The sequence below is a fragment of the Rhodococcus sp. MS13 genome, assembly GCF_013277835.1.
Lineage (GTDB): Bacteria > Actinomycetota > Actinomycetes > Mycobacteriales > Mycobacteriaceae > Rhodococcus_F > Rhodococcus_F erythropolis.
On record NZ_VBTL01000007.1, the window covers coordinates 406,605 to 430,877 of the forward strand.

Sequence of the window (24,273 nt, forward strand, 5' to 3'; positions counted from 1 at the left end):
CTCAGAGGGTGTCAGTGAAATCCTGACCGGGCGCGTTGTCGCCGCCGGTGTCGGATTTCTCCGCAACCGGAGCCTTGGACTTGGACTTACGTCCGAACAATCCACTCGATTCGGCCTTGGGTTTGGTCGGATTGTCGAAAGCCTCGTTCAGATCGGACGGAGACGAGATGGAGGAAGCTTCCTCGTCGGACAGTGCGCCCCAGTCTTCACCGGCTCGCTTGGCCTTACGTTTGTCGTTGAGGCGAGCGATCTGAACAGCGACCTCGAAGAGAAGCGTCAGGGCCAGCGCGAGCGCCAGCATCGAGAACGGATCCGAACCCGGCGTGGCGACTGCAGCAAATACGAAAAGCCCGAAGATCAATCCTCGACGCCAGGCCTTCAAACGCTCGTACGTCAGAATGCCGGCAAAGTTCAGCACGACGACGAGCAGTGGAATTTCGAAGCTGACACCGAAGATGAGCAGCAGGTTGATGATGAAGCCGAAGTACTCCGAACCACTGAGCGCGGTGATCTGGACGTTGTCACCGATGGTCAGGAGGAAGTGCAAAGCCTTCGCCACGACGAGGTACGCCAGGATCGCGCCGAGAATGAAGAGAGCGGCACCGGCGGTGACGAATCCGACCGCGTATCGACGTTCTTTGGCGTAGAGCCCCGGGGTGATGAATGCCCACAATTGGTAAAGCCACACCGGGCAGGCAAGAACGATGCCGGCGGTGAGCGCCACTTTGAATCGCAGCATGAACTGCTCGAACGGCCCGGTCGCCAGCAATCGGCACGCGTCGTCGGTGCTGAGGTTGGCGCGACTCTCGGACGGAAGCTCGCAATACGGTCCACGAAGCAGATCGCCCAGACTCTCGAGACCGAGTATCGAGTGTGAGTACCAGAAGAAGCCGAACGCCGTGGTGATGATCACGCCGAGGAATGCGAACAACAAACGAGTCCGCAATTCGTACAGGTGGTCGACCAACGACATGGTGCCGTCTGGGTTGACCTTCCGCTTGCGGTTACGCGGATCTAACGGAATACGCACTGTGCATCCTGGTCTTGGTCAGCAGACAACCGGGGTGAACGAATATTTCACCCCGGCTAGAACGCAGTGTGTACTAGAGCGGCTTGACTTCGGTCGGCTGCGCAACAGGTGCTGCTGCACCGTTTGCGACCACCGCGGTGTTGGCCGTCGGCAACTGTGCCGGAGCAGGCTGTGCGACCGGCGCGCTTGCGGGCGCCGCATCGTCGTTCTGCATTTCCTTGACTTCGCTCTTGAAGATGCGGAGTGAACGACCCAGACCGCGTGCTGCATCGGGAAGCTTCTTCGACCCGAACAGAATTACGACGACAACAGCGACAATCAGCCAATGCATCGGCTGCATTGCACCCATAACGACCTCCCATGATCAGATTCCTCGATGCTACCGGACACAACCGGCGCTCGGAGGTGTCAAAGCACTTACTTCAGCTACCTTTTACCTGTTTGTTTCCTGCGAACCCACTGAACGCGTAGTTTCCCCAACTTTTACGAACCGATTACGTCGTAGGCGTCGAGTGCCGCAACGGCCCGATCATGGACTTCGGAGACCAGTTCCGGCGGATGAAGGACCCGAACTCCCTCACCGAATCCCAACACCAGCCTTGCCATCCATTCGAGTGTTCCGAAACTCATCGTCGCCTCGACCGACCCGTCGCCGTTCACGTGCTCGACGTCCATCGGGTAGTAGTCGAGCATCCACACCCACTCTTTGGTGATGAACAACCGTGCTTCCGGAAGGGAACCGTCGCCGCTGAACAACTCGAGATTCGAATCCTCCTCGAGGGCCTGCGGCGGCGGGTCGGCCGGCTCGTCGAGTTGGACGGCGGCATCGATCCGATCGAATCGGAACAACCGCACACCCTCGGCCTGACGGCACCAGGCCTGGAGGTAGCTGTAGTTGTCGACCAACACGATACGAACGGGATCGACGATGCGCTCGGAGACCGCGTCACGCGAGGCCGAGTAATACGTCAATCGCAGGGCGGTCTTGTCTGCGAGCGCGGCTCTGACCGTCGCGGCGATCGGGTCTTCGGCGATGTCCGGCGCCGGCGATGTATCCCGGTCCTGACCGATGGCTCGTGCCGCGGCCGAGCCTGCTGCGTCCTCGATCTTCGCGATAGCGCGCTGGGCCGACGACGGATCGACCATGCCCGGCATTTCCACCAACGACCGAAGGGCGATCAGCAATGCCGTCGCTTCGGTAGAGGTGAGGCGCAGCGGGCGATCGATCCCGGCCGAGAACGTGACCTCGATACTTTCCTCGGAGAAGGACAGGTCGATGAGATCGCCGGGACCGTACCCGGGCAGTCCGCACACCCACAGCTGATTCAGATCGGTCATCAGTTGAGTCGTGCTGACGCCGAGTTCCTCGGCGGCCTCGGCGGGACTGATGCCCGGATTCGCGATGAAGTACGGCACGAGGTTGAGCAGCCGTGCCAACCGCGATGACAGTCGATTGCTCATCAGTTGTCCCCCTGTCCGTCATTGCTGGTGGCCGGGCTCGCCGCGGCGGCGCGAAGCTTCGCGACGACCTCAGCACGCAAATCCGGTGGGTCCAACACCAGTGCATCCAAACCGTGACCGGCGATCAACCGAGCGGTCCATTCCCAGGATCGGACGGGAATAGCCAGCACGCTGCCATCACGATCGGTCAGCCGCCGATCGGACGACGACGTCGCAAGCCGCCGAAGCTCATGTGCGCGGCCGTCTGCGACCCAGACCGTGGCGGTTCCGGTGACGACTCCCGATCCGGTCACGCGGTCGACGACCTCGCGAAGATCAACACCTTCGGGTTTGTGAACCGAACCGGCCGGGCCGAACTCCCTGACATCGTCACCGATCCGGGAGAGCCGGAAGGTCCTCACCGCATCACGGTCGACGTCGTGCCCGACCAGATACCACTTGCCGTTGTGCGTGACGACGCCCCACGGCTCGACGGTGCGCTCGGTGAACGGTTCGTTCAACGCGCCGCGGTGCTGAAAATGAACTGCTCGTCCGGCGTCGACGGCTGCAAGCAGCTTGCCGAGCGCGGGCTCCGAACCGCGGGTGCGCGCGGGAATCGCCGTGACCGGCGCGGCACTGACTTCTGAGTCGACCTGGACGCCGGCCGCTCGGAGTTTGAGTAGTGCACTCTGGGCTGCCGAAATCAGTTCCGGCGACTCCCACAACTGCACGGCGACGGCAACCGCAGCAGATTCCTCGCTGGTGAGGTCAACGTCCGGAAGCTCATAGGCATTGCGATTGATCCGATAACCCTCGACTGTCGAGAACCGTCCTGCCAGACCGGTTTCCAACGGGACACCCAGGTCACGAAGTTCGTTCTTGTCGCGTTCGAACATGCGACTGAACGCTTCGTAGTTCGCGGAATCGTTGTACCCGGCCACACTGTCGCGGATTTTCTCCGCCGTGAGGAACTGTCTGGTGGACAGCAATGCGATCACCAGGTTCATCAACCGCTCGATTTTTGATGTCGCCACGCCGAAATCCTAGTGGCTATCCGATAACCGAACGCGCGCCGGACACTTTCGTGCCCGGCGCGTCGCCGCAAAACAGACCTGCCGTGTTGTAAATCGTGAAAATGAGTGACCTACATCGAAGCGATCAAACGCTCGACACGCTCGTCGACGGAACGGAACGGATCCTTGCACAGCACCGTTCTCTGCGCCTGGTCGTTGAGCTTGAGGTGAACCCAGTCGACCGTGAAGTCCCTGCCTGCGGCCTGGGCTGCAGTGATGAAGTCGCCTCGCAATTTGGCGCGCGTGGTCTGCGGCGGATTCTCGACGGCATCGTCGATCGTCTCGTCCTCGGTGACCCGCTTGACCAAGCCCTTTCGCTGCAGCACGTCGAAGACACCCCGGCCGCGTTTGATGTCGTGGTACGCCAAGTCGAGCTGCGCGATCTTGGGATCGGACAGGTCGAAACCGTGACGGTCCTGGTAGCGCTGGAACAGCTTGCGCTTGATGACCCAGTCGATTTCCGTGTCGACCTTCGCGAAATCCTGAGCTTCGACGGCATCGAGGGTGCGACCCCACAGGTCGACTACCTGCTCGACCTGCGGGTCCGGTTCGCGGTTACGCAGGTGTTCGACTGCCTTGGCGTGGTATTCGCGTTGAATGTCGAGGGCACTGGCCTGACGACCACCAGCTAGACGGACAGGCTTTTTACCCGTCACGTCGTGACTCACCTCGCGGATGGCACGAATCGGGTTGTCCAAAGCGAAATCGCGGAACGAAACCCCGGCTTCGATCATCTCGAGCACGAGTGCTGCAGAACCGACCTTGAGCATCGTCGTTGTTTCGGCCATGTTCGAATCGCCGACGATCACGTGCAGTCGGCGGTACTTCTCGGCGTCGGCATGCGGTTCGTCGCGGGTGTTGATGATCGGGCGCGAGCGCGTGGTCGCCGACGAGACACCTTCCCAGATGTGTTCCGCACGCTGCGAGAGGCAGAACGTCGCGGCCTTCGGCGTCTGCAGCACCTTGCCGGCGCCGCAGATCAACTGGCGCGTGACGAGGAACGGCAACAAGACATCCGAAATGCGGGAAAACTCACCGGCGCGCGCGACGAGAAAGTTCTCGTGGCATCCGTACGAGTTTCCGGCCGAGTCGGTGTTGTTCTTGAAGAGGTAGATGTCGCCACCGATCCCCTCCTCGGCGAGTCTCGCCTCGGCGTCGATCAGCAGTTCTTCGAGCACTCGCTCACCGGCACGGTCGTGATTGACCAACTGGATGAGGCTGTCGCACTCTGCGGTCGCGTACTCCGGGTGCGAACCCACATCCAGGTACAAGCGGGCTCCGTTACGGAGGAAGACATTGGAGCTGCGACCCCACGACACGACACGACGGAAGAGGTAACGAGCAACCTCGTCGGGGCTCAGTCGCCTGTGCCCGTGAAAGGTGCAGGTAACGCCGAATTCCGTCTCGATACCCATGATTCGTCTCTGCACACTTCGACACTACAACCAGAATGCGAGGTTCACCCGTGTACTTCGATCGCGTCGTAAGTCACGACTCGACAACGTCGGGCGGCGGCATAGTGTGACGGTGTGAGCCTTATTCGCCGAAAAGTTGTCCGAAGCGACGTCAAAGTCATGGAAAGCACTGGAGCACTGCGTCCTTCCGTGCTCGACCCGACCATGCGGTTTCTCTCCAGAGCTGCCGATCACGGCGTTTTGTGGATGGTTGTCGCAGCCTTGCTCGCGATGATCGGTGGCCGCCCCAGGAGGGCAGCGGCACGTGGGATGCTCGCGCTGGCAGGTTCGAGCGCGCTGGCCAACGGCATACTCAAGCCCCTCTTCCCCCGCCGGCGCCCACCGGCGCGTGTCTGGCTGAGCCCGAAGCGAGGCGTCGACATTCCGACGTCGTCCTCGTTCCCCTCCGGGCATTCGTCTTCTGCCGCGGCATTCACCGCGGCAGTGGCCATGGAGTCCCCGGCGGCGGGCGCCGCACTCGCGCCACTGGCCGCAGCAGTGGCGTACTCACGCGTTCACAACGGAGTGCACTGGCCGTCCGACGTCTTCGCAGGCCTCGCGGTCGGCGGCGCAATCGCTGCCGGCACACGTCGTTGGTGGGCGGTGCGAGACGAAGAACCCGCCGAACTCGGACCCGAGTGCGTGGTTCCCGCGCTCGCGCGCGGAGAAGGCTTGTTGGTCTTCACCAATCCTGGTTCAGGCTCCGAGGACGACGGGATCGTGGAATCGATTCGAGAACTGCTACCGGAAGCCATCGTCTACGAGTTCGACGCGGACATCGACTTCGACATGCAGATCGATGCCAAGATCCCCGAACTCTCGCCGAAAGCGTTAGGAGTATGCGGCGGCGACGGAACAGTGGTCACGGTCGCGACCGCGGCGACAAAGCACGAGCTACCACTTGCCGTCTTTCCCGGCGGAACGTTGAACCATTTCGCCCGCGACGTCGGGGCGGTGAATGTCGAGGAGACCGCACAGGCAGTCGAGTCCGGTCAGGCGGCATTTGTCGACCACGCGGTGGTGCGCACGGATTCCGGAGTGACTGCACGGTTTCTCAACACAGCCAGCCTGGGCGGATACCCGGACGCTGTGCGTCTGAGGGAAAAGTGGGAACCGCGTTTCGGTAAGTGGCCGGCCGCTGGTGCTGCAATGATCCGGGTTCTCGCAGCGGCAGAGCCGATGACTGTCACCATCGACGGGAAGCGGACCACCATCTGGATGCTGTTCGTCGGAAACGGGCGATACTCCCCCGCTGATCAGGTGCCGATGTCGCGTCCGGAGATGAACCGTGGACTGCTGGACGTCCGCTACTTGCGCGCGGACAAGAAGTTCTCGCGTTCACGCCTGCTGTTTGCTGCTGCCACAGGAACATTGGGCAGCTCGCGGGTCTACGTTCGCGAACTCGTGTCCTCGATGTCGGTTCGAGTGGCCGATTCACCGGTAGCCATCGCCACCGACGGTGAAGTGGTGGCAGACGCGCGCCGGTTCGATTTCGACACCGAACCGGGCGCGGTGGCCGTCTACAGAATCACGCAGTAACTCCAGACCTGCAGTAACTCCCAGACCGACGCAGCAACTACGAGGGTGCGTCGCCGTTTGCCGGCGGCGCGTCCTCAGTTGCTGCCGGAGTTGGAAGCATCTCTTCCAATGCCGAACCAGCGATTCTTTTGAACGCACGGCGTGGACGGTTGCTGTCGAGAACGGCAACCTCGAGTGCACTCACATCGAGTGTTCGCGGTTCCGCCTCAGTGGTTCCGGCCGGCGCCGGACCGCCCTTTTGAAGCGCCCCAACCGCGAGCCGCACCGCGGATTCGAGGTCGAGGTCTCGCTGGTAGGACTCGCGCATCGCCGTCACGATCGGTTCGGTTGTACCGCCCATGACCACGAATTCCTGCTCGTCCGCGATGGAACCGTCGTACGTGATCCGGTAGAGCTGAGCCGGCGTACTACTCCCGAAACGGCCGATCTCGGCAACGCAGATCTCGACCTCGTACGGCTTGGGCTGCTCGGTGAAGATCGTTCCCAAGGTCTGTGCGTACGCATTGGCGAGGGAACGCCCCGTGACGTCCCGACGGTCGTACGAGTACCCACGCATGTCGGCGTGGACGATGCCCGCGCGGCGCAGATTCTCGAACTCGTTGTACTTGCCCACTGCCGCAAATCCGAGACGGTCGTACAGTTCACTGACCTTGTGCAGCGCCCTCGACGGGTTCTCGGCGACAAAGAGCACTCCGTCGCGGTAGGTGAGAACGACGACGCTGCGTCCGCGGGCAATTCCCTTGCGCGCCAATTCCGAACGATCGCGCATGATCTGTTCGGCTGATGCGTAGTACGGCATCGTCATAGCGCAGACTCCCCTTCCGGACTCGCTGTCGCAGTACGAGCCGCGACGATCTCCCTTGCGATCTCGGCAGCCTTGGCCGTCGACAACTCCACGGCACCGGCCGAGGTGATGGTGACCGCAGTCGGATAGATCCCGCGTGTCAGATCAGGACCACCGGTAGCCGAATCGTCATCTGCCGCGTCGTACAGCGCCTCGACTGCGAACCGAAGCGCGGTGTCCTCGTCGATTCCCGGGGAATACAGCTTCTTGAGCGCCGATTTCGCGAACAGGGAACCGGATCCGACTGCGTGATAGCCCGCGCGCTCCTCGTATCGCCCACCGACGACGTCGTAGGAGACGATGCGACCTGCCCTCGACGGATCGACCGCGTCCAGGTCGTAACCCACGAGCAATGGCACGACCGCCAAACCTTGCATCGCTGCTCCGAGATTTCCTCGAACCATCGACGAAAGTCGATTAGCCTTGCCGTCGAACGTGAGTGGGACGCCTTCGATCTTCTCGTAATGTTCGAGCTCGACCGCGAAGAGCCGGACCAGTTCGATTGCGATCCCGGCCGTACCGGCGATACCCGCAGCCGAGTAGTCGTCCGTGACGTACACCTTCTGCACGTCACGGCTGGCGATGAGGTTGCCCATCGTCGCTCGGCGATCACCCGCGAGCAGAACTCCACCCGCATAGCTGATCGCGACGATGGTGGTGCCGTGCGGAGCTACGTCTCCCCCGCCCATGACAACACCTCCTGTGTCGGCGAAGCGGTTCTGCGGAAGATGCTCCGGTGCATGCACCCGAAGGTATTCCGAGAATGACGACAGATTCGAGCCGAAGCTCAACCGTGTGTCCCCGTCGGTGATCCGGGGCGCGCGATCCACCGTCACTGGCCGCCCTTCTGGACATAGGCACGGACGAAGTCCTCGGCGTTCTCTTCCAACACGTCGTCGATCTCGTCGAGCAGGTCGTCGGTTTCTGCAGCGAGCTTCTCACGACGTTCCTGGCCGGCACTGCCGTCGCCACCAGTGGTTTCGTCGTCTTCGCCGCCACCGGCACGCTGCGTCTGTTCTTGAGCCATCGCCGTCGACCTCCTTGTGTGAAGGGAGCTCTCGCGAGCATCCTGTTCGGCCCAGCAGAGTCGGTAACTGATCCCGCTCGGACCTTCACCCTACCGAGCGGCACCGTCAGGTGTGGAGAGACGCGACGGCGAGCCGCATCGGCTGTTTCAGTGAGTGAGCTGATCAACCAGTTCCGCGGCGCTGTCAACGGAGTCGAGCAACGCTCCGACGTGCGCTTTGGTACCTCGAAGCGGCTCGAGGGTGGGGATGCGGATCAACGACTCGCCGCCGAGATCGAAGATGACCGAATCCCAGCTCGCGGCCGCGATATCGGCACCGAATCGGCGTAAGCACTCGCCACGGAAGTATGCGCGAGTGTCGGTGGGAGGGTTCGTGACCGCGTCGAGAACCTGCTGTTCGGTGACAAGCCGCTCCATGGAGCCGCGAGCAACCAGACGGTTGTAGAGGCCCTTGTCGAGTCGCACGTCGGAGTACTGCAGATCCACCAGATGCAATCGCGGAGCCGACCACGCGAGTCCCTCACGATTGCGGAAACCTTCGAGCAGGCGCAGTTTGGCCGGCCAGTCGAGGATGTTCGCGCACTCCATGGGATCGCGCTCGAGGAGATCGAGAACCATCGCCCACTTGGCGACGATATCGTCCGCTCGCGGATCACGATCCGCCTCGCGATCGAGGAACTTCGAGACACGTTCGAGGTAAATACGTTGCAGCGCAAGCCCCGTCAGTTCGCGACCGTCGGCCAGCGCAACGGTCTTGCGAAGGGTGGGGTCGTGGCTGATGTGGTGGACGGCGGTGACCGGACGTGCCAGTTGCAGATCGGTGAGGTCGACGCCCGCCTCGATCAGGTCGAGTACCAGCGCGGTTGTTCCCACCTTGAGGTAGGTCGACATCTCCGCGAGGTTCGCGTCACCGATGATGACGTGCAGCCGGCGGTACTTGTCCGCATCCGCGTGCGGTTCGTCGCGGGTGTTGATGATTCCGCGCTTGAGGGTGGTCTCGAGGCCTACTTCGACCTCGATGTAGTCGGATCGCTGCGAAAGCTGGAATCCGGCCTCGTCGCCGGACTGACCGAGACCCACACGACCGGAACCACAGATCACCTGCCGCGACGCGAAGAACGGCGTCAAGCCGGTCACGATCGAGGCGAAGGGGGTGTCACGCGAGCAGAGGTAGTTCTCGTGCGTGCCGTACGACGCACCCTTGCCGTCGACGTTGTTCTTGTACAACTGCAACCGTGGGGCACCCGGCACGCTGGAGGCATGCCGCGCAGCTGCCTCCATCACTCGTTCGCCGGCCTTGTCCCAGATCACGGCATCGAGCGGGTCGGCGACCTCGGGGGCCGAATACTCCGGATGGGCGTGGTCGACGTACAACCGTGCCCCGTTGGTGAGAATCATGTTCGCGGCGCCGATCTCGTCCGCGTCGATGACCGGTGCGGGCCCGCTCATTCGCCCCAGATCGAAGCCTCGGGCATCTCGCAGCGGAGATTCGACCTCGTAATCCCAGCGTGTGCGCTTGGCCCGTGGCACGCCCGCTGCGGCGGCGTAGGCAAGCACCGCCTGGGTTGAAGTGAGAATCGGATTCGCCGACGGCTCACTGGGTGAAGATATTCCGTATTCGACCTCGACACCGATGATCCGCTGCATGACACAAGAGCCTATGTGATTGCGGCGCGGCACCCACAGGCGTGGCACAGTTGGAGGAATGCACCAACCTCTCACCGCAGACCTGAATCCCGCGGACGAGGTAGTCGCCGTGTACGACCGGACGGGTAATCCGATCGGCCGAGCACCACGTTCCGTCGTCTACTCGGGTGGGCTCTGGCACGCGAGTGCGGGCGTCCTGGTTCGCACCGGGGACGGCTCCCGCATCTACGTCCATCGCCGAACCGATACAAAAGCGGTGTTCGGGGGCTATCACGACTGTCTTGCCGGAGGTGTCGTTGATCCAGGTGAGACGCCGCAGGAAACCGCGATCCGTGAAGTCGGTGAAGAACTCGGAATCTTCGGAACAGCAGATCAGCCACTCCAACTGACGGAGATCGCTCGAATCTCCTGGGACGGCGAGTGGAACAACTCTCCGTTGCGCTGTCACCTGTTTGCGTTCGAACTCAGATACGACGGGCCGATGGCACATCAACCCAGCGAGATCGCCGAAGGTTGGTGGTGGACGCCGAAAGAACTCGGCGCCCACCTGCAGGACCCGTCGTGGCCGTTCGTTCCGGACTCACGCGCGCTGCTGGCCGACTATTGCTGGAGCTGAACACCGCTGGAGTTGAACACCGCTGGGACTGAACACTGCTGCGACCGTGATCAGCCCGGGGTGATCGCTGAGAGCCAAGCTGCAAACGCGCTGGGGTTGCGGGTCTGCGCGAGAACGCGTCCTGGGCCGGTGAAGTCGAAGACAAACCCTTCACCGGACTTCATCGACTGAATGGTGCGCCCCTGAACGGCGCGCCGCATGTTGAAGTTCATCCCGAGGTCGTAGGCGACCACGTGACCGGTATCGATCGTGACCGTCTCGCCTGGCTGCAAGTCGATGACGTCGATCGCGCCGTAGACGGCCAGCACTACTTCACCGTCGCCACTTGCCCGCAGACCGAATCCACCCTCACCGCCGAAGAGGTTGGACATGCCTCCCCACTTGGACTCGACGGTCACGCCGTAGGAGTTGGCCAACCAGGTTCCACGGTTGAGGAAGAACGGGCGGTCGGACGTGATGGTCAGTGGGATCAGATCGCCGGGAAGCACGCCGGTCACGTCGACCCAACCACCTTGCGGCGGAGCGGTATACGTCGTGACGAAAAACGACTCCCCACTGAGCATCGACCGCTTGAGTCCCTGCAGGACGCCGCCCTGCGCCTTCGCTTCGAGAACTACGCCTGCGGAATGCGCGAGCATTGCCCCGCTCTCCACGCGCAGCGGTTCGCCGGGCGCGAGGTAGCAGCGAGCGACAGTGGACGACGGATTGTGTCGAAGATGTATCTGCACGGCGGGACTCTAAACCAGCGCGACCGACCGGTCCAATCGCAACGGAGGGAACGGCAGCGACGCACAGATCGGGCCGACGACTCCCGAGGAGTGCCGGCCCGATCGGTGTTCGTTTCGCTACAGGTACTGGCCCGTGTTCGACTCTGTGTCGATCGCGCGGCTGGCACTGGCGTTCTTACCGGTGACGAGTGTGCGGATGTAGACGATCCGCTCACCCTTCTTGCCCGAAATACGTGCCCAGTCATCAGGATTGGTGGTGTTGGGCAGATCCTCGTTCTCGGCGAACTCGTCGACGATGGAATCGAAGAGGTGCTGCACACGCAAGCCAGGAGCACCGGTGTCGAGTACCGACTTGATCGCGTACTTCTTGGCGCGGTCGACGATGTTCTGGATCATCGCACCCGAGTTGAAGTCCTTGAAGAACAGAACTTCCTTGTCGCCGTTGGCGTAGGTGACCTCGAGGAAACGATTCTCTTCGCTCTCCGCGTACATGCGATCGACGACGCGAACGATCATCGCCTTCAAGCATGCGGTGCGATCGCCACCGAACTCGGCAAGGTCGTCCGCATTGATCGGCAGACCGTCCACCAGGTACTTCGAGAAGATGTCCTGAGCGGATTCCGCGTCGGGGCGCTCGATCTTGATCTTCACGTCCAGTCTGCCCGGACGCAGGATGGCCGGGTCGATCATGTCCTCACGGTTGGAAGCGCCGATGACGATGACGTTCTCGAGCCCTTCCACACCGTCGATCTCGCTGAGCAGCTGCGGGACGACCGTTGTCTCCACGTCGGAAGAGACTCCCGAACCACGGGTACGGAAGATCGAGTCCATCTCGTCGAAGAAGACGATCACCGGCGTCCCCTCGGACGCCTTCTCACGAGCACGCTGGAAGATCATCCGGATGTGACGCTCGGTTTCGCCGACGAACTTGTTCAGAAGTTCCGGGCCCTTGATGTTCAGGAAGTAGGACTTGGCGTCCTTGCTGTCCTGACCGCGAGCTTCGGCGATCTTCTTCGCCAACGAGTTGGCGACGGCCTTGGCGATGAGCGTCTTACCGCAACCAGGCGGACCGTAGAGCAGTACACCCTTCGGCGGCCTCAGCGAGTACTCATGGAACAGGTCCTTGTGGAGGAACGGGAGTTCGACGGCATCACGGATCTGTTCGATCTGACGCCCGAGACCACCGATGTCGTCGTAGTGAACATCCGGAACTTCCTCGAGAACCAGATCTTCGACCTCGGCCTTCGGGATGCGCTCGAAGGCGTACCCGGCCTTGGTGTCGACGAGCAACGAGTCGCCCGGACGCAGTTTCCTGGTCGGAGAATCGGCGTCGTACGCGATGATGTCGGCTTCGGGGTCGGCGAAGACCGCTGCCAACGGCGCTGCGAGCCAGACGATGCGCTCTTCGTCGGCATGACCGACCACCAGTGCGCGCAAGCCGTCGTCGAGTACCTCACGGAGCGTGCTGATCTCACCGACCTGCTCGTAGGTGCCGGCCTCGACGATCGTGAGTGCCTCGTTGAGGCGCACCGTCTGTCCGAGGGCAAGGGTGTCCGTGTCGATGTTCGGTGAGCACGTCAATCGCATCTTGCGACCCGACGTGAACACGTCGACGGTCTTGTCCTCGTGTACCGAGAGAAGGACTCCGTAACCGCTCGGCGGCTGACCGAGTCTGTCGACTTCTTCACGAAGTGCGATGAGCTGCTGACGGGCCTCCTTGAGGGTGTCCATCAACTTGCTGTTTCGGATGGACAGCGAGTCCACCTTCGACTCCAGCTCACGCACCTGCTCCGGCGATTGTGCAAGTTGTCGGCGCAGTACTTGTGCTTCCACTCGTAGCGCGTGGAGTTCTTCTGCTGCCGCAACCGAATCCGGGTTCTCTGTCGAGCTCATGTGCGTCTCCTCCCAGTGCGATCCATCAACGCTACCGGCATAAGGCCCCAAGTGTCGCCAGACACGGTGCGCGAGTGCGAATTCACACCTGAGTACGGACCGTGCCGACTGGTCTCGAGCCAGGTTTTGGTCATGTTAGCCTTGCCTACAAGATGGAGACAGCGCCTGTCTCTCTTTACAACGAAAGGTAACGCTGTGATCATCCGCAAGACTCTCATCAGCGCTTGTGCCGTCGCTGCCGTCCTGACCATGGGCGCATGCAGCTCGGACGACAACAAGGATTCGACGGCTGCCAGCTCGACTTCGGTCGCCGCCTCGAGCACCACGGCCAAGGCCTCGGCTTCCGCTACGACGCCTGCTGCCGCTGCCGCAACGGCTCCGACGGCCGAGGAGCTCAACGCTTCGCTCGTCGCTCTGATCGATCCGGCCAAGCCGATCGAGGAGAAGACCGCTCTGGTGGTCGACGGAACCAAGCGTCAGGCCAACATCGAGACGATGAGTGCTGCGCTGGGCGGTAACCCGGCCTACGCGATCACGTTCAACGTGGACAACGTCAAGGTCGACGGTCAGACCGCAACCGCAGACGTCGCCGTCGTCAGCCCGCACGGCGCCGCACCCGCCACCCCGTGGACCTGGGAGCTCGAAGACGGCTCCTGGAAGCTGTCCGACACCTCGGCATGCGTGCTCCTGGAAATGGGCCGCGCTTCCTGCACCGCATAACTTCCAGCTACGACAAGAGCGGCGATCCGGAATCCGGATCGCCGCTCTTGTTGTTTTCGTATGACTACTTGGCTGCCGTGTTCGAGCCCTTGCCCGCGCGCCGCTGCGGCTTCGGGGTGACCGTTCCTTCGGCCAGACGACGAGCGCTCACGAGGAACGCGGTGTGGCCCTGCATCCGATGCTCGGGACGCACCGCCAAACCGACGACGTGCCAACCGCGCACGATCGATTCCCACGACCGTGGCTCGGTCCAGCATTCCTGCTCACGCATCGCTTCGACGACCTTCGAGAGCTGAGTAACGGTCGCGACGTAGACGATCAACACGCCGCCTGGCACGAGCGCCTTCGAGACGGCGGGCAGGACGTCCCATGGAGCCAGCATGTCGAGTACGACGCGATCGACCTTGCCGCCGTGCGCTTCCGGATCGAACTCCGCCAGATCGGCGATGGTCAGTTCCCAGTTCGGCGGACGTTCACCGAAGAAGGTCTCGACGTTGCGAACCGCGTGTTCGGCATGATCGTCGCGGACCTCGTAGGAGATGACCTTGCCCTCGGGTCCGACGGCACGCAGTAGTGAACACGTCAGTGCGCCGGAGCCGGCTCCGGCTTCGAGCACGCGTGCTCCTGGAAACACGTCGCCTTCGTGGACGATCTGAGCTGCGTCCTTCGGGTAGATGACCTGTGCACCGCGCGGCATGGACAGCACGTAGTCGACCAGTAGCGGGCGCAGGGCGAGGTAGGGCGTGCCGTTGACCGACTTGACGACGCTGCCCTCGTCGGCGCCGATCAAATCGTTGTGAACGATTCCGCCCTTGTGGGTGTGGTACTCGCGGTTCGCCTCGAGAACGATCGTGTAGTGGCGTCCCTTGCCGTCGGTCAGCTGGACTCGGTCGCCGACGCGAAACGGCCCCGACGGCCGCTTGCCCGGCGCAGTGAGATCAGCTTCTGGAAGCTCTTGTTCGGGAATCTCGGCGACAGCGGACTGCACAACCTCATCCACTTCGGTCGTGCCTTCTTCTGGTTGCAGCTCGTTCGCCATGCGCAGATGATCCCTGTTCGCTTGTTTCCGGTGTCCTCGCCACCGGCTCCGACGGAGTTGTCGGACCAACCGCATAGCCTGCCAGGTGTGAGCTCTGTCGAATTGCCAACCCCCACTCCAACGGGTGCAACATCACAGGAGCGCCCGCGTAGTCGGCCGGCGCTCTCTCCTTCGCGTGCGGGTGACTACAAGCAATGCCCCCTGCTCTACCGGTTCCGAGCGGTCGACAGAATTCCGGAAACACCTACCAGAGCCCAGGTCAGAGGCACCGTCGTCCATGCGGCCTTGGAAGCGCTTTTTGCACTCCCGACCGGCCACCGGGTTCCCGATCGCGCAGCCGAACTCGTCCGTCCCGCGTGGGAACGTGTCAGTGCCGAGTCTCCCGAGGCAGCTGATCTGATTCCGGAAGACGAGCTGGACGCGTTTCTCGGCGAAGTCGGCAAGCTCGTCGCGACGTACTACACGCTCGAAGATCCCACTCGATTCGATGCCGAGGCGTGCGAGGTCTACGTCGAGACCGAGTTGGAGAACGGCGTTCGACTCCGCGGCTTCGTCGACCGGATAGACGTTGCACCTACCGGTGAGGTGAGGGTGGTCGACTACAAGACCGGAAAGGCACCCCGCGAGTTCACCGAGTCCAAAGCGCTCTTCCAGATGAAGTTCTACGCGCTCGTATTGCTGCGCACTCGCGGAATCGTTCCCGCGCAACTGCGCCTGATCTATCTGGCCTCCGGCTCGATTCTCACGTACGCCCCGGATCACGACGAGCTCATTCGATTCGAGCGGACCCTCTCCGCCATTTGGAAGGCGATCCTCGCGGCAGGTGCGACCGGAGACTTCAGACCCAAGCCTGGCAAACTGTGCGACTGGTGCGATCACAAGTCACTGTGCCCCTCGTTCGGCGGAACACCACCGCCGTATCCAGGTTGGCCGGACCTGCTGAGCACCGAACCTGTTGCTGCAAAGGAGAATTCATAACATGACGGACAGTTCGTACTACCGCTACCTCGGAACCACGGAGGAAGGGCACGAGCGGTTCGCGAGCACGCAGGCGACTGTCAGCATCTGGGGCCCGACACTGCAGCACGGTGCTCCCCCGTCGGCGCTGTTGGTACGAGCCCTCGAGCGGTGCGGTGCGCGCGACGAAACCCGTCTGACGCGCGTCGTCGTCGAGATTCTCGGGCCCATTCCGATTGCCGACCTCGAAGTCCGGTCGTGGATCGAACGCCCCGGTCGCCGAATCGAATTGATCGTCGCCGAGCTGTGGGCAACCACCGCCGACGGATCTGCCCGCGCGGTTGCGCGCGGTACGGCATGGCGGATGGAGACCGTCGATACCGGCGAGGTCGTCCACGTAGTCGATCCCCCGCTCGAACCCCGTGACAGCGGCACCCCGGGCGTTCTCGAGGGTCTCTGGAGCGTCGGCTACCTCAAGACCCTCGACTGGTCCTGGATTGCTCCGATCGGGTGCGTGGGAACCGGGAAGGTCTGGGCACGCCCCAAGCCCGAGCTGGTCGAGGGCGAGAAGATGTCTGCCCTCGAGCGTTTGTTCGCGGTGGCCGACATCTCCAACGGCGTCGGCGCCAAGCTCGACCCTGAGCACTGGACGTTCCTCAACACCGATCTCACGGTGCATATCTTCCGTGTACCCGAGGGCGAGTGGGTCGGTGTCGCCGCCGAAACCACTACCGGTCCGGACGGCGTCGGCATGTGTGCGGGAGTGCTCTACGACGAGCAGGGTGCCGTCGGCCGTATCGCCCAAACTTTGCAAATTCGCGCCCGTTCCTGATTTCCAGGAACGGGCGCGAATGCGCGTAAATCTATTCAGACGGTGATCAGAAAGCGCGTACCGAGCGGATGTTCGACGCGAGGATGGCCTTGGCGCCGAGTTCCGCCAAGGCATCCATCACCTGGTTGTGTCCCTTGATCGGAACCATCGCGCGAACCGCGACCCAGTCGGGGTCAGCCAACGGCGAGAGGGTCGGCGACTCCATACCCGGAGTCATCTTGATCGCGTCGTCGAGGATGGTGCGCGGGCAGTCGTAGTCGATCATCAGATTCTGCTGCGCGAAGACAATTCCGCGTACGCGTTCGATGAGCTGATTGCGTGCGGGATCGTCCTGCGGAGCGCCGGTGCGCTCGATCAGGACACCTTCGGAATCGCAGAGCGATTCACCGAAAGCAACGAGGTTGTGTTGGCGGAGAGTACGACCCGACCCGACCACGTCGGCGATCGCGTCGGCGACACCGAGCTGAATCGAAATCTCCACTGCTCCGTCGAGACGGATGACGGTTGCGTCGAGTCCGCGATCGGTGAGGTCCTTGCGGACAAGGTTCGGGTACGACGTCGCAATGCGCAGGCCGGACAGATCCTCAACGGCCCAGTCCTTGCCTGCTGGTGCTGCGTAGCGGAACGACGAACGGCCGAAGCCCAGTGACAGACGCTCGGATACGGGAGCGCCCGAGTCGCCGGCGAGATCACGACCAGTGATACCGAGATCCAGCTCACCGGAGCCGACGTAGATCGCAATGTCCTTGGGACGCAAGAAGAAGAACTCGACCTGGTTGGCAGGATCGAGGACCGTCAGATCACGGGAATCGGTGCGTCGACGGTAGCCGGCCTCGCTGAGAATTTCGGCGGCGGACTCGGACAGTGAGCCTTTGTTGGGAACTGCTACGCGCAGCATGGTGGATGTCCTTTCGGAAGGTGTGGGTGACGTGAGACGACATGAATCGGAAGCCCTGGACGAGCGAGATGGCGAACATCTCGCTGGTCAGCTCCGATCACAGATGTCGGTACACGTCCTCGAGGGTCAGTCCGCGACCGACCATCAACACCTGCGTCCAGTACAGCAGCTGGGAAATTTCCTCGGCTAGCTGCTCATCGCTCTGGTATTCCGCAGCGATCCACACTTCACCGGCTTCCTCGATGACCTTTTTGCCCTGAGCATGCACACCGGCGTCGAGGGCGGCGACAGTGCCGGACCCCTCGGGGCGAGTAGCAGCACGCTCGGTCAATTCGGCGAACAAGGATTCGAAGGTCTTCACGGGTACACATTCTTTCACGAGGACGGAAGCGGTTTGCACACGCCCACGAACAGCGGTGTTCACAGGCCTGCGTCGAGGCTGCGCGAACTCACGAACCTGCGAGTCTGCCCGGTGATCGGATCCGGGTATTCCAACGCCCGCGCCAACAATCGCAACGGAGTCGAGAAGTCGCCGGGCACCGCGGGAAGGTACTCGGGGTAGTAATTGTCACCGACGATCGGGACGCCCAGCGAGTTGATGTGCAGCCGAAGCTGATGGGTACGGCCGGTCCGTGGGAGCAACCTGTATCGGCCGAGAGTCCGGCCGGCCGAGTCGGTGATCGTCTCGATCAGTTCGATCGAAGTCTCACTGTTCGGCTCGCCATCGATCTCGGTAGCCGTCATCTCGCCGTGAACTTTGTTGATGCGGCTACGCACCGTGCGAGGGAAAGTCAGTTCCGGATCGAACCCTGCAATCGCCTCGTATTCCTTGACGATCCGCTGCTCGGCAAAAAGTTCCTGGTACGGCCGTCGTAGGTCCGGTGTCACCGTGAACACGATGACACCCGCCGTCATTCGGTCGAGGCGGTGAACGGGCGCAAGGTCCGGAAGATCCAGATCACGACGCAGTCGCACGACGGCGCTTTCGACGATGTGCGCTCCCCGCGGAATGGTCGCCAGGAAGTGCGGTTTGTCGATCACGAGAATGGAGTCGTCGCGGTACAAGATCTTGATCTCGTGCGGAACCGGAATCTCGGGGGCCGGCTCGCGGTAGAAGTACACGAAGCGGGTCGGCTGATAGGGCGTTCGACTCGTGATCTTCCGCCCGTGCTCGTCGACGACGTCTCCGGCATTCACGAGGTCCGCCCACAGGTCCCGCTCCCCCGGGTGCTCGCCGATCAGATGCTCGAGGACGGTATGCGCCGACGACTCCGCCGGCATCCGCAGCCGGTCGGGTCCGAGACCGTTTCGGATCGGCAACGGTGCCTTGGGCACTGCTCAGTCCTGCTCGAGGTCTGGTGAACAACTCTCGCAGAGCAATTCGAGGGTGCGGCCGTCGCCGTCGATCCGATTGCGGTACCGCGGTGTCGGAGTACCACAATCGACACACACGCCGAGTGTCTTGGCTTCGGATGAGAACTCGATGTTCATCCGCTTGTCGAACACGTACAGGGAACCATCCCAGAGGCCGCGGTCGCCGAAAGTCTCGCCGTAACGGACGATTCCGCCGTCCAACTGGTAGACCTCGTCGAAGCCACGTGAGCGCATCAGCGAAGACAACACCTCACAGCGCACTCCGCCAGTGCAGTAGGTGACTACGGCTTTGCCCTTGAGATGGTCGTATTTTCCACTGTCGAGTTCGTCGACGAAATCGCGGGTGGTGGCGACGTCCGGAACTACCGCATCCCGGAAGCGGCCGATCTCGGCTTCGAATGCATTGCGGCCGTCGAAGAACACAACGTCGTCACCGCGACTGTCGACGAGTTCGTGTAGTTCCTTGGGCGCCAGATGAACTCCGCCACCGACAACACCGTTCTCGTCGACTTTCAGCTCGTCGGGGGCTCCGAACGTCACGATCTCCGAGCGAGCCTTGACGCTGAGGCGAGGGAAGTCGTTTCCGAGTCCGTCCGACCACTTGATGTCAGCGGTACGGAACGGCTCGTAGCCACGTGTTCCGCGGACGTATCGCTTGACATCCTCGATGTCTCCGCCGACCGTCGCATTGATTCCGTGAGGCGAGACGATGATCCGGCCCGTCAGGTTGTTGGACTCGGCCAGGCTGTGCTGCCACAGCTTGATCGCTTCCGGGTCCGCCAACGGCGTGAACTGGTAGAACAGAACAATTTTCGGAATAGCCACAGCAAATCCCGCCTAACGTGCCGCGCTCGAGTGAACGTCGTGAAGATCGTGAATGGACAAGTCCACCAGAGACTCTCGAAACACGCGTCCAGGCCCCTCCGGGACATCGACCTCACACGGAACGACGAGCACCGCGCAACCCGCGGCGCTTGCCGACGCAGTACCGGTCGGCGAGTCCTCGATGGCGAGGCACTGCGCCGGCTCGAGTCCGAGTAGATGCGCTCCGCGCAGGTACGGATCCGCCGCCGGTTTTCCGTTGGGAACCTCGTCGCCGCACACCGAGTGGTCGAAGAATTCACGGCCGAGCATGCCGAGTGCCCGATCGACCAGTACTCGCTCGGTGTTGGTGACCAGTGCAGAACGCAGACCACCGTCACGCACGGTCGCCAGTGCATCGCGAGCACCCGGCCGCCAGGTCACGCCGTCCTCGAACAGATCGCCGACGCGGGTGTACATCCAGTCCTTCGCCTCGGCGACGGCATCGGGATGCTTCTCCAGGCCGAGCGCGTCGAACACCGTCGCCAGAGCGAAGGGGCTCGACGCACCGATGACGGCGATGCGTGTCGCTTCCGTCATCGGTCCGCCCAGGCGTAGGGACAACTCACGAAGCGCGATGTCCCACAGCTTCTCCGAATCGAGCAGGGTGCCGTCCATGTCCCACAGGACACCACCGAGGGTCGATTCGGATACCTCGGTCAACAACTCAGACATTGAAATACTTTGCTTCCGGGTGGTGCAGGACAAAAGCGTCCGTGGACTGCTCGGGATGCAGCTGCAGTTCCTCGGACAATTCGACACCGATTCGCTCGGGTTCGAGCAACGCCACCAACTTGGCACGATCCTCGAGGTCCGGGCACGCGCCGTATCCGAACGAGTAACGAGCGCCGCGGTACTCGAGATCGAAGTAGCCGGCAACCTCGGTCGGGTCCTGCTCCGCGACGGTATGCCCCTCGGGAAGCACAAGCTCTTCACGAACGCGTCGATGCCAGTACTCGGCCAGAGATTCCGTGAGCTGGACGCCGATTCCGTGAACTTCGAGGTAATCACGGTACGAGTTCGACGCGAACAACTCGTTGGCGAAGTCCGCGATCGGCTGACCCATCGTCACCAACTGGAACGGAAGAACGTCCACCTGGCCGGTCGCTTCTGCTTCCTTACGCGAGCGCACGAAGTCAGCGATGCACAGGAAACGGTCGCGATGCTGACGCGGGTAGGTGAACCGGAACCGTTCAGGTGCATCCGGTTTCGGTTCGGTGAGCACGATGACGTCGTCGCCCTCCGAGATCGCCGGGAAATAGCCGTACACAACCGCGGCGTGCGCGAGGATGCCCTCGGACGTCAGCCGATCGAGCCAGTACCGGAGCCGCGGACGGCCTTCCGACTCGACCAGTTCCTCGTACGTCGGACCGTCGCCCTTGCGCTGACCGCGAAGGCCCCACTGGCCGAGGAAGAGAGCGCGCTCGTCGAGCAGCCCCGAGTACTCGGACAGAGAGATTCCCTTGACGATGCGCGAGCCCCAGAACGGCGGTGTCGGCACCGCAATGTCGGTAGCGACATCGGAACGTTCCGGCAGGACGACGGGAACCGCTGCAGCTTTACGCTTTTCGGCGATGCGCTTGGAACGCTCGTGACGAGCCTTACGCTCGGCAGCCTTCTCGCGAGCAGCGATGGCCTCCGGGCTGTCCGGCGCCGGGCCGCCGCCGCGCTTGGTCGTCATGATCTGGTCCATCAAGTTCAGACCCTCGAAAGCGTCGCGGGCATAGCTGACGTCGCCCTCGTACACCTCCTGCAGATCGTTCTCGACGTACGAACGCGTCAGCGCGGCACCACCCAGCAAAACCGGGAACTGTTCCGAGACACCGCGAGAGTTCAGTTCCTTGAGGTTGTCCTTCATGACCACTGTCGACTTCACGAGCAGTCCAGACATGCCGATGACATCGGCCTTGTGCTCGATCGCGGCATCGAGAATGGTCGCGATGGGCTGCTTGATGCCGAGGTTCACGACGTCGTAACCGTTGTTACTCAAGATGATGTCGACAAGGTTCTTGCCGATATCGTGGACGTCGCCCTTGACCGTCGCAATGACGAGGCGGCCCTTGCCGTCGTCGTCCGTCGCTTCCATGTGCGGCTCGAGGAACGCAACTGCTGCCTTCATGACCTCGGCGGACTGCAGAACGAACGGCAACTGCATCTGTCCGGAACCGAACAGTTCACCGACGGTCTTCATGCCCGAAAGCAGTGTCTCGTTGATGATTTCGATCGGGGACTTGACCGTCATCGCTTCGGTGAGATCGTCGTCGAGGCCGTTGCGCTCGCCGTCGACGATGCGACGCTCGAGCCGGTCGAACAACGGAAGTCCGGCGAGTTCCTGCGCACGGGACTCGCGCGCCGACGCAGCCGAGACACCCTCGAACAGAGCCATCAGCTTCTGCAGCGGGTCGTAGCCCTCGCTACGACGGTCGTAGACCAGGTCGAGTGCGGTTTCACGCTGCTCGTCCGGAATTCGCGCCATCGGCAAAATCTTGGACGCGTGAACGATCGCCGTGTCCAGACCTGCCTCGGTGCACTCGTGCAGGAACACCGAGTTGAGGACCTGCCGTGCGGCCGGGTTCAAACCGAACGAAATGTTCGAGATACCCAGGGTGAAGTGCAGTTCCGGGTACGCAGCCTTGAGCTGACGGATCGCTTCGATGGTCTCGATGCCGTCGCGACGCACCTCTTCCTGACCGGTGGAGATGGGGAAGGTCAAGGCGTCGACGATGATGTCGGACTCGGCGAGTCCCCAGTTTCCCTTGATGTCCTCGATCAGACGCTTGGCGATGGCGACCTTGGTCTCGGCGGTGCGAGCCTGGCCCTCTTCGTCGATGGTCAGGGCGACGACCGCCGCGCCGTGCTCCTTGACCAACGTCATGATCTTGTGAAAACGCGATTCGGGGCCGGCGCCGTCCTCGTAGTTGACGGAGTTGACAGCGCAGCGGCCACCGAGGTGTTCGAGACCGGCCTGCAACACGGCAGGCTCGGTGGAGTCGAGCATGATCGGCAGCGTCGAGGACGTCGCCAGACGGCTGGCCAGTTCCGACATGTCGGCGGCACCGTCGCGGCCCACGTAGTCGACGTTGAGGTCGAGCATGTGTGCGCCGTCGCGGGTCTGGTCCTTGGCGATGTCCAGGCACTTCTGGTAGTCCGCGGAGAGCATTGCCTCACGGAAAGCCTTGGAGCCGTTGGAGTTCGTGCGTTCACCGATCATCAGGATGCTGGCGTCCTGCTCGAACGGCACCGCCGAGTACAGCGAAGAGGTACTCGGCTCGTGGATCGGGGTGCGCTGGGCCTTCTCGACCTGACGGACCGCGTCGGCGACCGCGCTGATGTGCTCGGGTGTCGTACCGCAGCAGCCGCCTACGAGGCCGAGTCCGAACTCGGAAACGAAACCACTGAGGGCTTCGGCCAATTCGTCGGCGGTCAGCGGGTACTCGGCGCCCTTGGGGCCGAGCTGCGGCAGGCCGGCATTGGGCATGACCGACACCGGCAGCGTCGAGTACTTGGACAGGTGCCGGAGATGTTCGCTCATCTCGGCCGGCCCGGTGGCACAGTTCAGGCCGATCATGTCGATACCGAGTGGCTCGAGTGCCGTCAGCGCCGCACCGATCTCACTGCCCAGGAGCATCGTTCCAGTTGTCTCTACCGTCACGTGCGTGATGATCGGCAACCGCAGTCCGAGTTGCTCCATCGCGCGCTGACTGCCGAGAATGGCCGCCTTCACCTGAAGCAGGTCCTGGCAGGTTTCGACGAGGATGGCGTCGGCGCCACCGTCGATCATGCCGAGCGCAGCTTCGGTGTACGCGTCACGAAGGACTGCGTACGGTGCGTGCCCGAGGCTGGGGAGCTTGGTTCCCGGTCCCATCGAGCCGAGTACGAATCGGGCCATGCCGTCGCGGCCTGGTCCCATCTCGTCCGCTACTTCACGGGCGAGAGCAGTGCCTTTTTCCGCGAGTTCGCGGATCCGGTGAGAGATGTCGTAGTCGGCGAGGTTGGGCAGGTTGCAACCGAAGGTGTTGGTCTCGACGGCATCGGCACCAGCGGCGAAGTACGCACGGTGGATGTCTTTGAGCACGTCGGGACGGGTGTCGTTGAGGATCTCATTGCACCCCTCGAGGCCGAGGAAGTCGTCCAGGGTGAGGTCCGCGGCCTGCAACATGGTGCCCATCGCTCCGTCGCCGATGACAACGCGCTGTTTCAGCGCATCAAGCAGGGCAGAGTTAAATGGGGCAGACATGCCGTCCAGAGTAGTGGGCGCACCGACAAGCTCTGGCCGTAGGCTAGGTGGGTGAGTCCAAGTG

23 protein-coding genes are annotated in these 24,273 nt (G+C 62.5%); 5 read left to right on the top strand and 18 right to left on the bottom strand.

What is annotated here, in order from left to right; translation table 11 throughout:
* Position 1 precedes the first annotated feature (1 nt).
* From tatC to pafA, 5 genes are all read right to left on the bottom strand, one after another.
* The gene (gene tatC, locus FEZ59_RS15960; protein WP_019748510.1) at positions 2–1,030 is read right to left on the bottom strand and encodes a twin-arginine translocase subunit TatC; all 1,029 of its coding nucleotides are present in this window, start codon (positions 1,028–1,030) and stop codon (positions 2–4) included.
* A gap of 73 nt (positions 1,031–1,103) precedes the next feature.
* On the bottom strand, positions 1,104–1,379 hold the full coding sequence (gene tatA, locus FEZ59_RS15965; protein ID WP_003944836.1) for a Sec-independent protein translocase subunit TatA: 276 nt from the start codon (positions 1,377–1,379) through the stop codon (positions 1,104–1,106).
* A 134-nt stretch (positions 1,380–1,513) separates the two neighbouring features.
* Complete coding sequence (locus FEZ59_RS15970) at positions 1,514–2,491, bottom strand: YafY family protein (protein ID WP_020907807.1); 978 nt, start codon at positions 2,489–2,491, stop codon at positions 1,514–1,516.
* A complete protein-coding gene (locus FEZ59_RS15975; protein ID WP_019748512.1) occupies positions 2,491–3,504 on the bottom strand; it encodes a YafY family protein in 1,014 nt (337 codons plus the stop codon). The genes FEZ59_RS15970 and FEZ59_RS15975 overlap by 1 nt, the downstream gene beginning before the upstream one ends.
* A gap of 110 nt (positions 3,505–3,614) precedes the next feature.
* Positions 3,615–4,973 (bottom strand): Pup--protein ligase, encoded by a 1,359-nt coding sequence (gene pafA, locus FEZ59_RS15980; protein ID WP_007729869.1) that lies wholly within the window; start codon positions 4,971–4,973, stop codon positions 3,615–3,617.
* A 144-nt stretch (positions 4,974–5,117) separates the two neighbouring features.
* On the opposite strand from pafA, the gene FEZ59_RS15985 reads away from it, so the two are divergent.
* Positions 5,118–6,536, top strand: coding sequence for a phosphatase PAP2 family protein (locus tag FEZ59_RS15985; protein ID WP_021344323.1), 1,419 nt, complete (start codon positions 5,118–5,120; stop codon positions 6,534–6,536).
* Between the two features lie 37 nt (positions 6,537–6,573).
* On the opposite strand, the gene prcA is transcribed toward FEZ59_RS15985, so the two are convergent.
* The 4 genes from prcA to dop all read right to left on the bottom strand — a co-directional run bounded on the left by prcA (position 6,574) and on the right by dop (position 10,054).
* The gene (gene prcA / locus FEZ59_RS15990; RefSeq protein WP_019748514.1) at positions 6,574–7,341 is read right to left on the bottom strand and encodes a proteasome subunit alpha; all 768 of its coding nucleotides are present in this window, start codon (positions 7,339–7,341) and stop codon (positions 6,574–6,576) included.
* Positions 7,338–8,216 carry a proteasome subunit beta gene (prcB, locus tag FEZ59_RS15995; protein ID WP_019748515.1) on the bottom strand — a complete coding sequence of 293 codons (879 nt, stop codon included), beginning with the start codon at positions 8,214–8,216 and terminating at the stop codon, positions 7,338–7,340. Before prcB ends, prcA begins: the two co-directional genes overlap by 4 nt.
* Positions 8,213–8,407, bottom strand: coding sequence for a ubiquitin-like protein Pup (locus tag FEZ59_RS16000; protein WP_003944925.1), 195 nt, complete (start codon positions 8,405–8,407; stop codon positions 8,213–8,215). The genes prcB and FEZ59_RS16000 overlap by 4 nt, the downstream gene beginning before the upstream one ends.
* A gap of 147 nt (positions 8,408–8,554) precedes the next feature.
* Entirely contained in the window at positions 8,555–10,054 is a 1,500-nt protein-coding gene (gene dop, locus FEZ59_RS16005; RefSeq protein ID WP_019748516.1) for a depupylase/deamidase Dop, read from the bottom strand.
* Positions 10,055–10,112: 58 nt separating this feature from the next.
* Between dop and FEZ59_RS16010 the strand changes: the two genes are divergently transcribed.
* On the top strand, positions 10,113–10,670 hold the full coding sequence (locus FEZ59_RS16010) for an NUDIX domain-containing protein (RefSeq protein ID WP_020969670.1): 558 nt from the start codon (positions 10,113–10,115) through the stop codon (positions 10,668–10,670).
* A 50-nt stretch (positions 10,671–10,720) separates the two neighbouring features.
* Here the strand turns inward: FEZ59_RS16010 and FEZ59_RS16015 are convergent, their stop codons facing one another.
* Together FEZ59_RS16015 and arc are read right to left on the bottom strand one after the other, a co-directional pair.
* Positions 10,721–11,398 carry a TIGR00266 family protein gene (locus FEZ59_RS16015; RefSeq protein ID WP_003944961.1) on the bottom strand — a complete coding sequence of 226 codons (678 nt, stop codon included), beginning with the start codon at positions 11,396–11,398 and terminating at the stop codon, positions 10,721–10,723.
* A gap of 117 nt (positions 11,399–11,515) precedes the next feature.
* On the bottom strand, positions 11,516–13,291 hold the full coding sequence (gene arc, locus FEZ59_RS16020; protein WP_003944870.1) for a proteasome ATPase: 1,776 nt from the start codon (positions 13,289–13,291) through the stop codon (positions 11,516–11,518).
* 195 nt (positions 13,292–13,486) lie between these two features.
* Here arc and FEZ59_RS16025 point away from each other — a divergent pair, with 195 nt between their 5' ends.
* Positions 13,487–14,011: a hypothetical protein gene (locus FEZ59_RS16025; protein WP_021344326.1), complete on the top strand. Its 525-nt coding sequence runs from the start codon at positions 13,487–13,489 to the stop codon at positions 14,009–14,011.
* Positions 14,012–14,075: 64 nt separating this feature from the next.
* On the opposite strand, the gene FEZ59_RS16030 is transcribed toward FEZ59_RS16025, so the two are convergent.
* Positions 14,076–14,999 carry a tRNA (adenine-N1)-methyltransferase gene (locus FEZ59_RS16030; RefSeq protein ID WP_007729892.1) on the bottom strand — a complete coding sequence of 308 codons (924 nt, stop codon included), beginning with the start codon at positions 14,997–14,999 and terminating at the stop codon, positions 14,076–14,078.
* Between FEZ59_RS16030 and FEZ59_RS16035 the strand changes: the two genes are divergently transcribed.
* Together FEZ59_RS16035 and FEZ59_RS16040 are read left to right on the top strand one after the other, a co-directional pair.
* Positions 14,967–16,028 (top strand): RecB family exonuclease, encoded by a 1,062-nt coding sequence (locus tag FEZ59_RS16035; protein WP_031333396.1) that lies wholly within the window; start codon positions 14,967–14,969, stop codon positions 16,026–16,028. The two genes, FEZ59_RS16030 and FEZ59_RS16035, sit on opposite strands and share 33 nt — an antisense overlap.
* A gap of 1 nt (position 16,029) precedes the next feature.
* On the top strand, positions 16,030–16,839 hold the full coding sequence (locus FEZ59_RS16040) for a thioesterase family protein (RefSeq protein WP_019748522.1): 810 nt from the start codon (positions 16,030–16,032) through the stop codon (positions 16,837–16,839).
* A 46-nt stretch (positions 16,840–16,885) separates the two neighbouring features.
* Here FEZ59_RS16040 and hisG read toward each other — a convergent pair whose 3' ends face one another.
* The 6 genes from hisG to metH form a co-directional block, all read right to left on the bottom strand.
* Positions 16,886–17,737, bottom strand: a complete 852-nt coding sequence (gene hisG / locus FEZ59_RS16045) for an ATP phosphoribosyltransferase (protein WP_003944905.1) — start codon at positions 17,735–17,737, stop codon at positions 16,886–16,888.
* 97 nt (positions 17,738–17,834) lie between these two features.
* A complete protein-coding gene (locus tag FEZ59_RS16050) occupies positions 17,835–18,116 on the bottom strand; it encodes a phosphoribosyl-ATP diphosphatase (RefSeq protein WP_020907813.1) in 282 nt (93 codons plus the stop codon).
* Positions 18,117–18,157: 41 nt separating this feature from the next.
* The gene (locus FEZ59_RS16055; RefSeq protein WP_172932878.1) at positions 18,158–19,072 is read right to left on the bottom strand and encodes a pseudouridine synthase; all 915 of its coding nucleotides are present in this window, start codon (positions 19,070–19,072) and stop codon (positions 18,158–18,160) included.
* Positions 19,073–19,075: 3 nt separating this feature from the next.
* Complete coding sequence (locus FEZ59_RS16060) at positions 19,076–19,936, bottom strand: rhodanese-related sulfurtransferase (protein WP_003944828.1); 861 nt, start codon at positions 19,934–19,936, stop codon at positions 19,076–19,078.
* Positions 19,937–19,948: 12 nt separating this feature from the next.
* Positions 19,949–20,647: an HAD family phosphatase gene (locus FEZ59_RS16065; protein ID WP_020907815.1), complete on the bottom strand. Its 699-nt coding sequence runs from the start codon at positions 20,645–20,647 to the stop codon at positions 19,949–19,951.
* Entirely contained in the window at positions 20,640–24,209 is a 3,570-nt protein-coding gene (gene metH / locus FEZ59_RS16070) for a methionine synthase (protein WP_020907816.1), read from the bottom strand. The genes FEZ59_RS16065 and metH overlap by 8 nt, the downstream gene beginning before the upstream one ends.
* Between the last annotated feature and the right edge of the window lie 64 nt (positions 24,210–24,273).

Bases quoted from the DNA above. Each gene is read 5' to 3' on its own strand.
- tatA (WP_003944836.1), bottom strand. From the start codon at position 1,379: ATGGGTGCAATGCAGCCGATGCATTGGCTGATTGTCGCTGTTGTCGTC.
- FEZ59_RS15970 (WP_020907807.1), bottom strand. From the start codon at position 2,491: ATGAGCAATCGACTGTCATCGCGGTTGGCACGGCTGCTCAACCTCGTG.
- FEZ59_RS15985 (WP_021344323.1), top strand. From the start codon at position 5,118: ATGGAAAGCACTGGAGCACTGCGTCCTTCCGTGCTCGACCCGACCATG.
- prcA (WP_019748514.1), bottom strand. From the start codon at position 7,341: ATGACGATGCCGTACTACGCATCAGCCGAACAGATCATGCGCGATCGT.
- FEZ59_RS16000 (WP_003944925.1), bottom strand. From the start codon at position 8,407: ATGGCTCAAGAACAGACGCAGCGTGCCGGTGGCGGCGAAGACGACGAA.
- dop (WP_019748516.1), bottom strand. From the start codon at position 10,054: ATGCAGCGGATCATCGGTGTCGAGGTCGAATACGGAATATCTTCACCC.
- FEZ59_RS16010 (WP_020969670.1), top strand. From the start codon at position 10,113: ATGCACCAACCTCTCACCGCAGACCTGAATCCCGCGGACGAGGTAGTC.
- arc (WP_003944870.1), bottom strand. From the start codon at position 13,291: ATGAGCTCGACAGAGAACCCGGATTCGGTTGCGGCAGCAGAAGAACTC.
- FEZ59_RS16040 (WP_019748522.1), top strand. From the start codon at position 16,030: ATGACGGACAGTTCGTACTACCGCTACCTCGGAACCACGGAGGAAGGG.
- hisG (WP_003944905.1), bottom strand. From the start codon at position 17,737: ATGCTGCGCGTAGCAGTTCCCAACAAAGGCTCACTGTCCGAGTCCGCC.
- FEZ59_RS16065 (WP_020907815.1), bottom strand. From the start codon at position 20,647: ATGTCTGAGTTGTTGACCGAGGTATCCGAATCGACCCTCGGTGGTGTC.
- metH (WP_020907816.1), bottom strand. From the start codon at position 24,209: ATGTCTGCCCCATTTAACTCTGCCCTGCTTGATGCGCTGAAACAGCGC.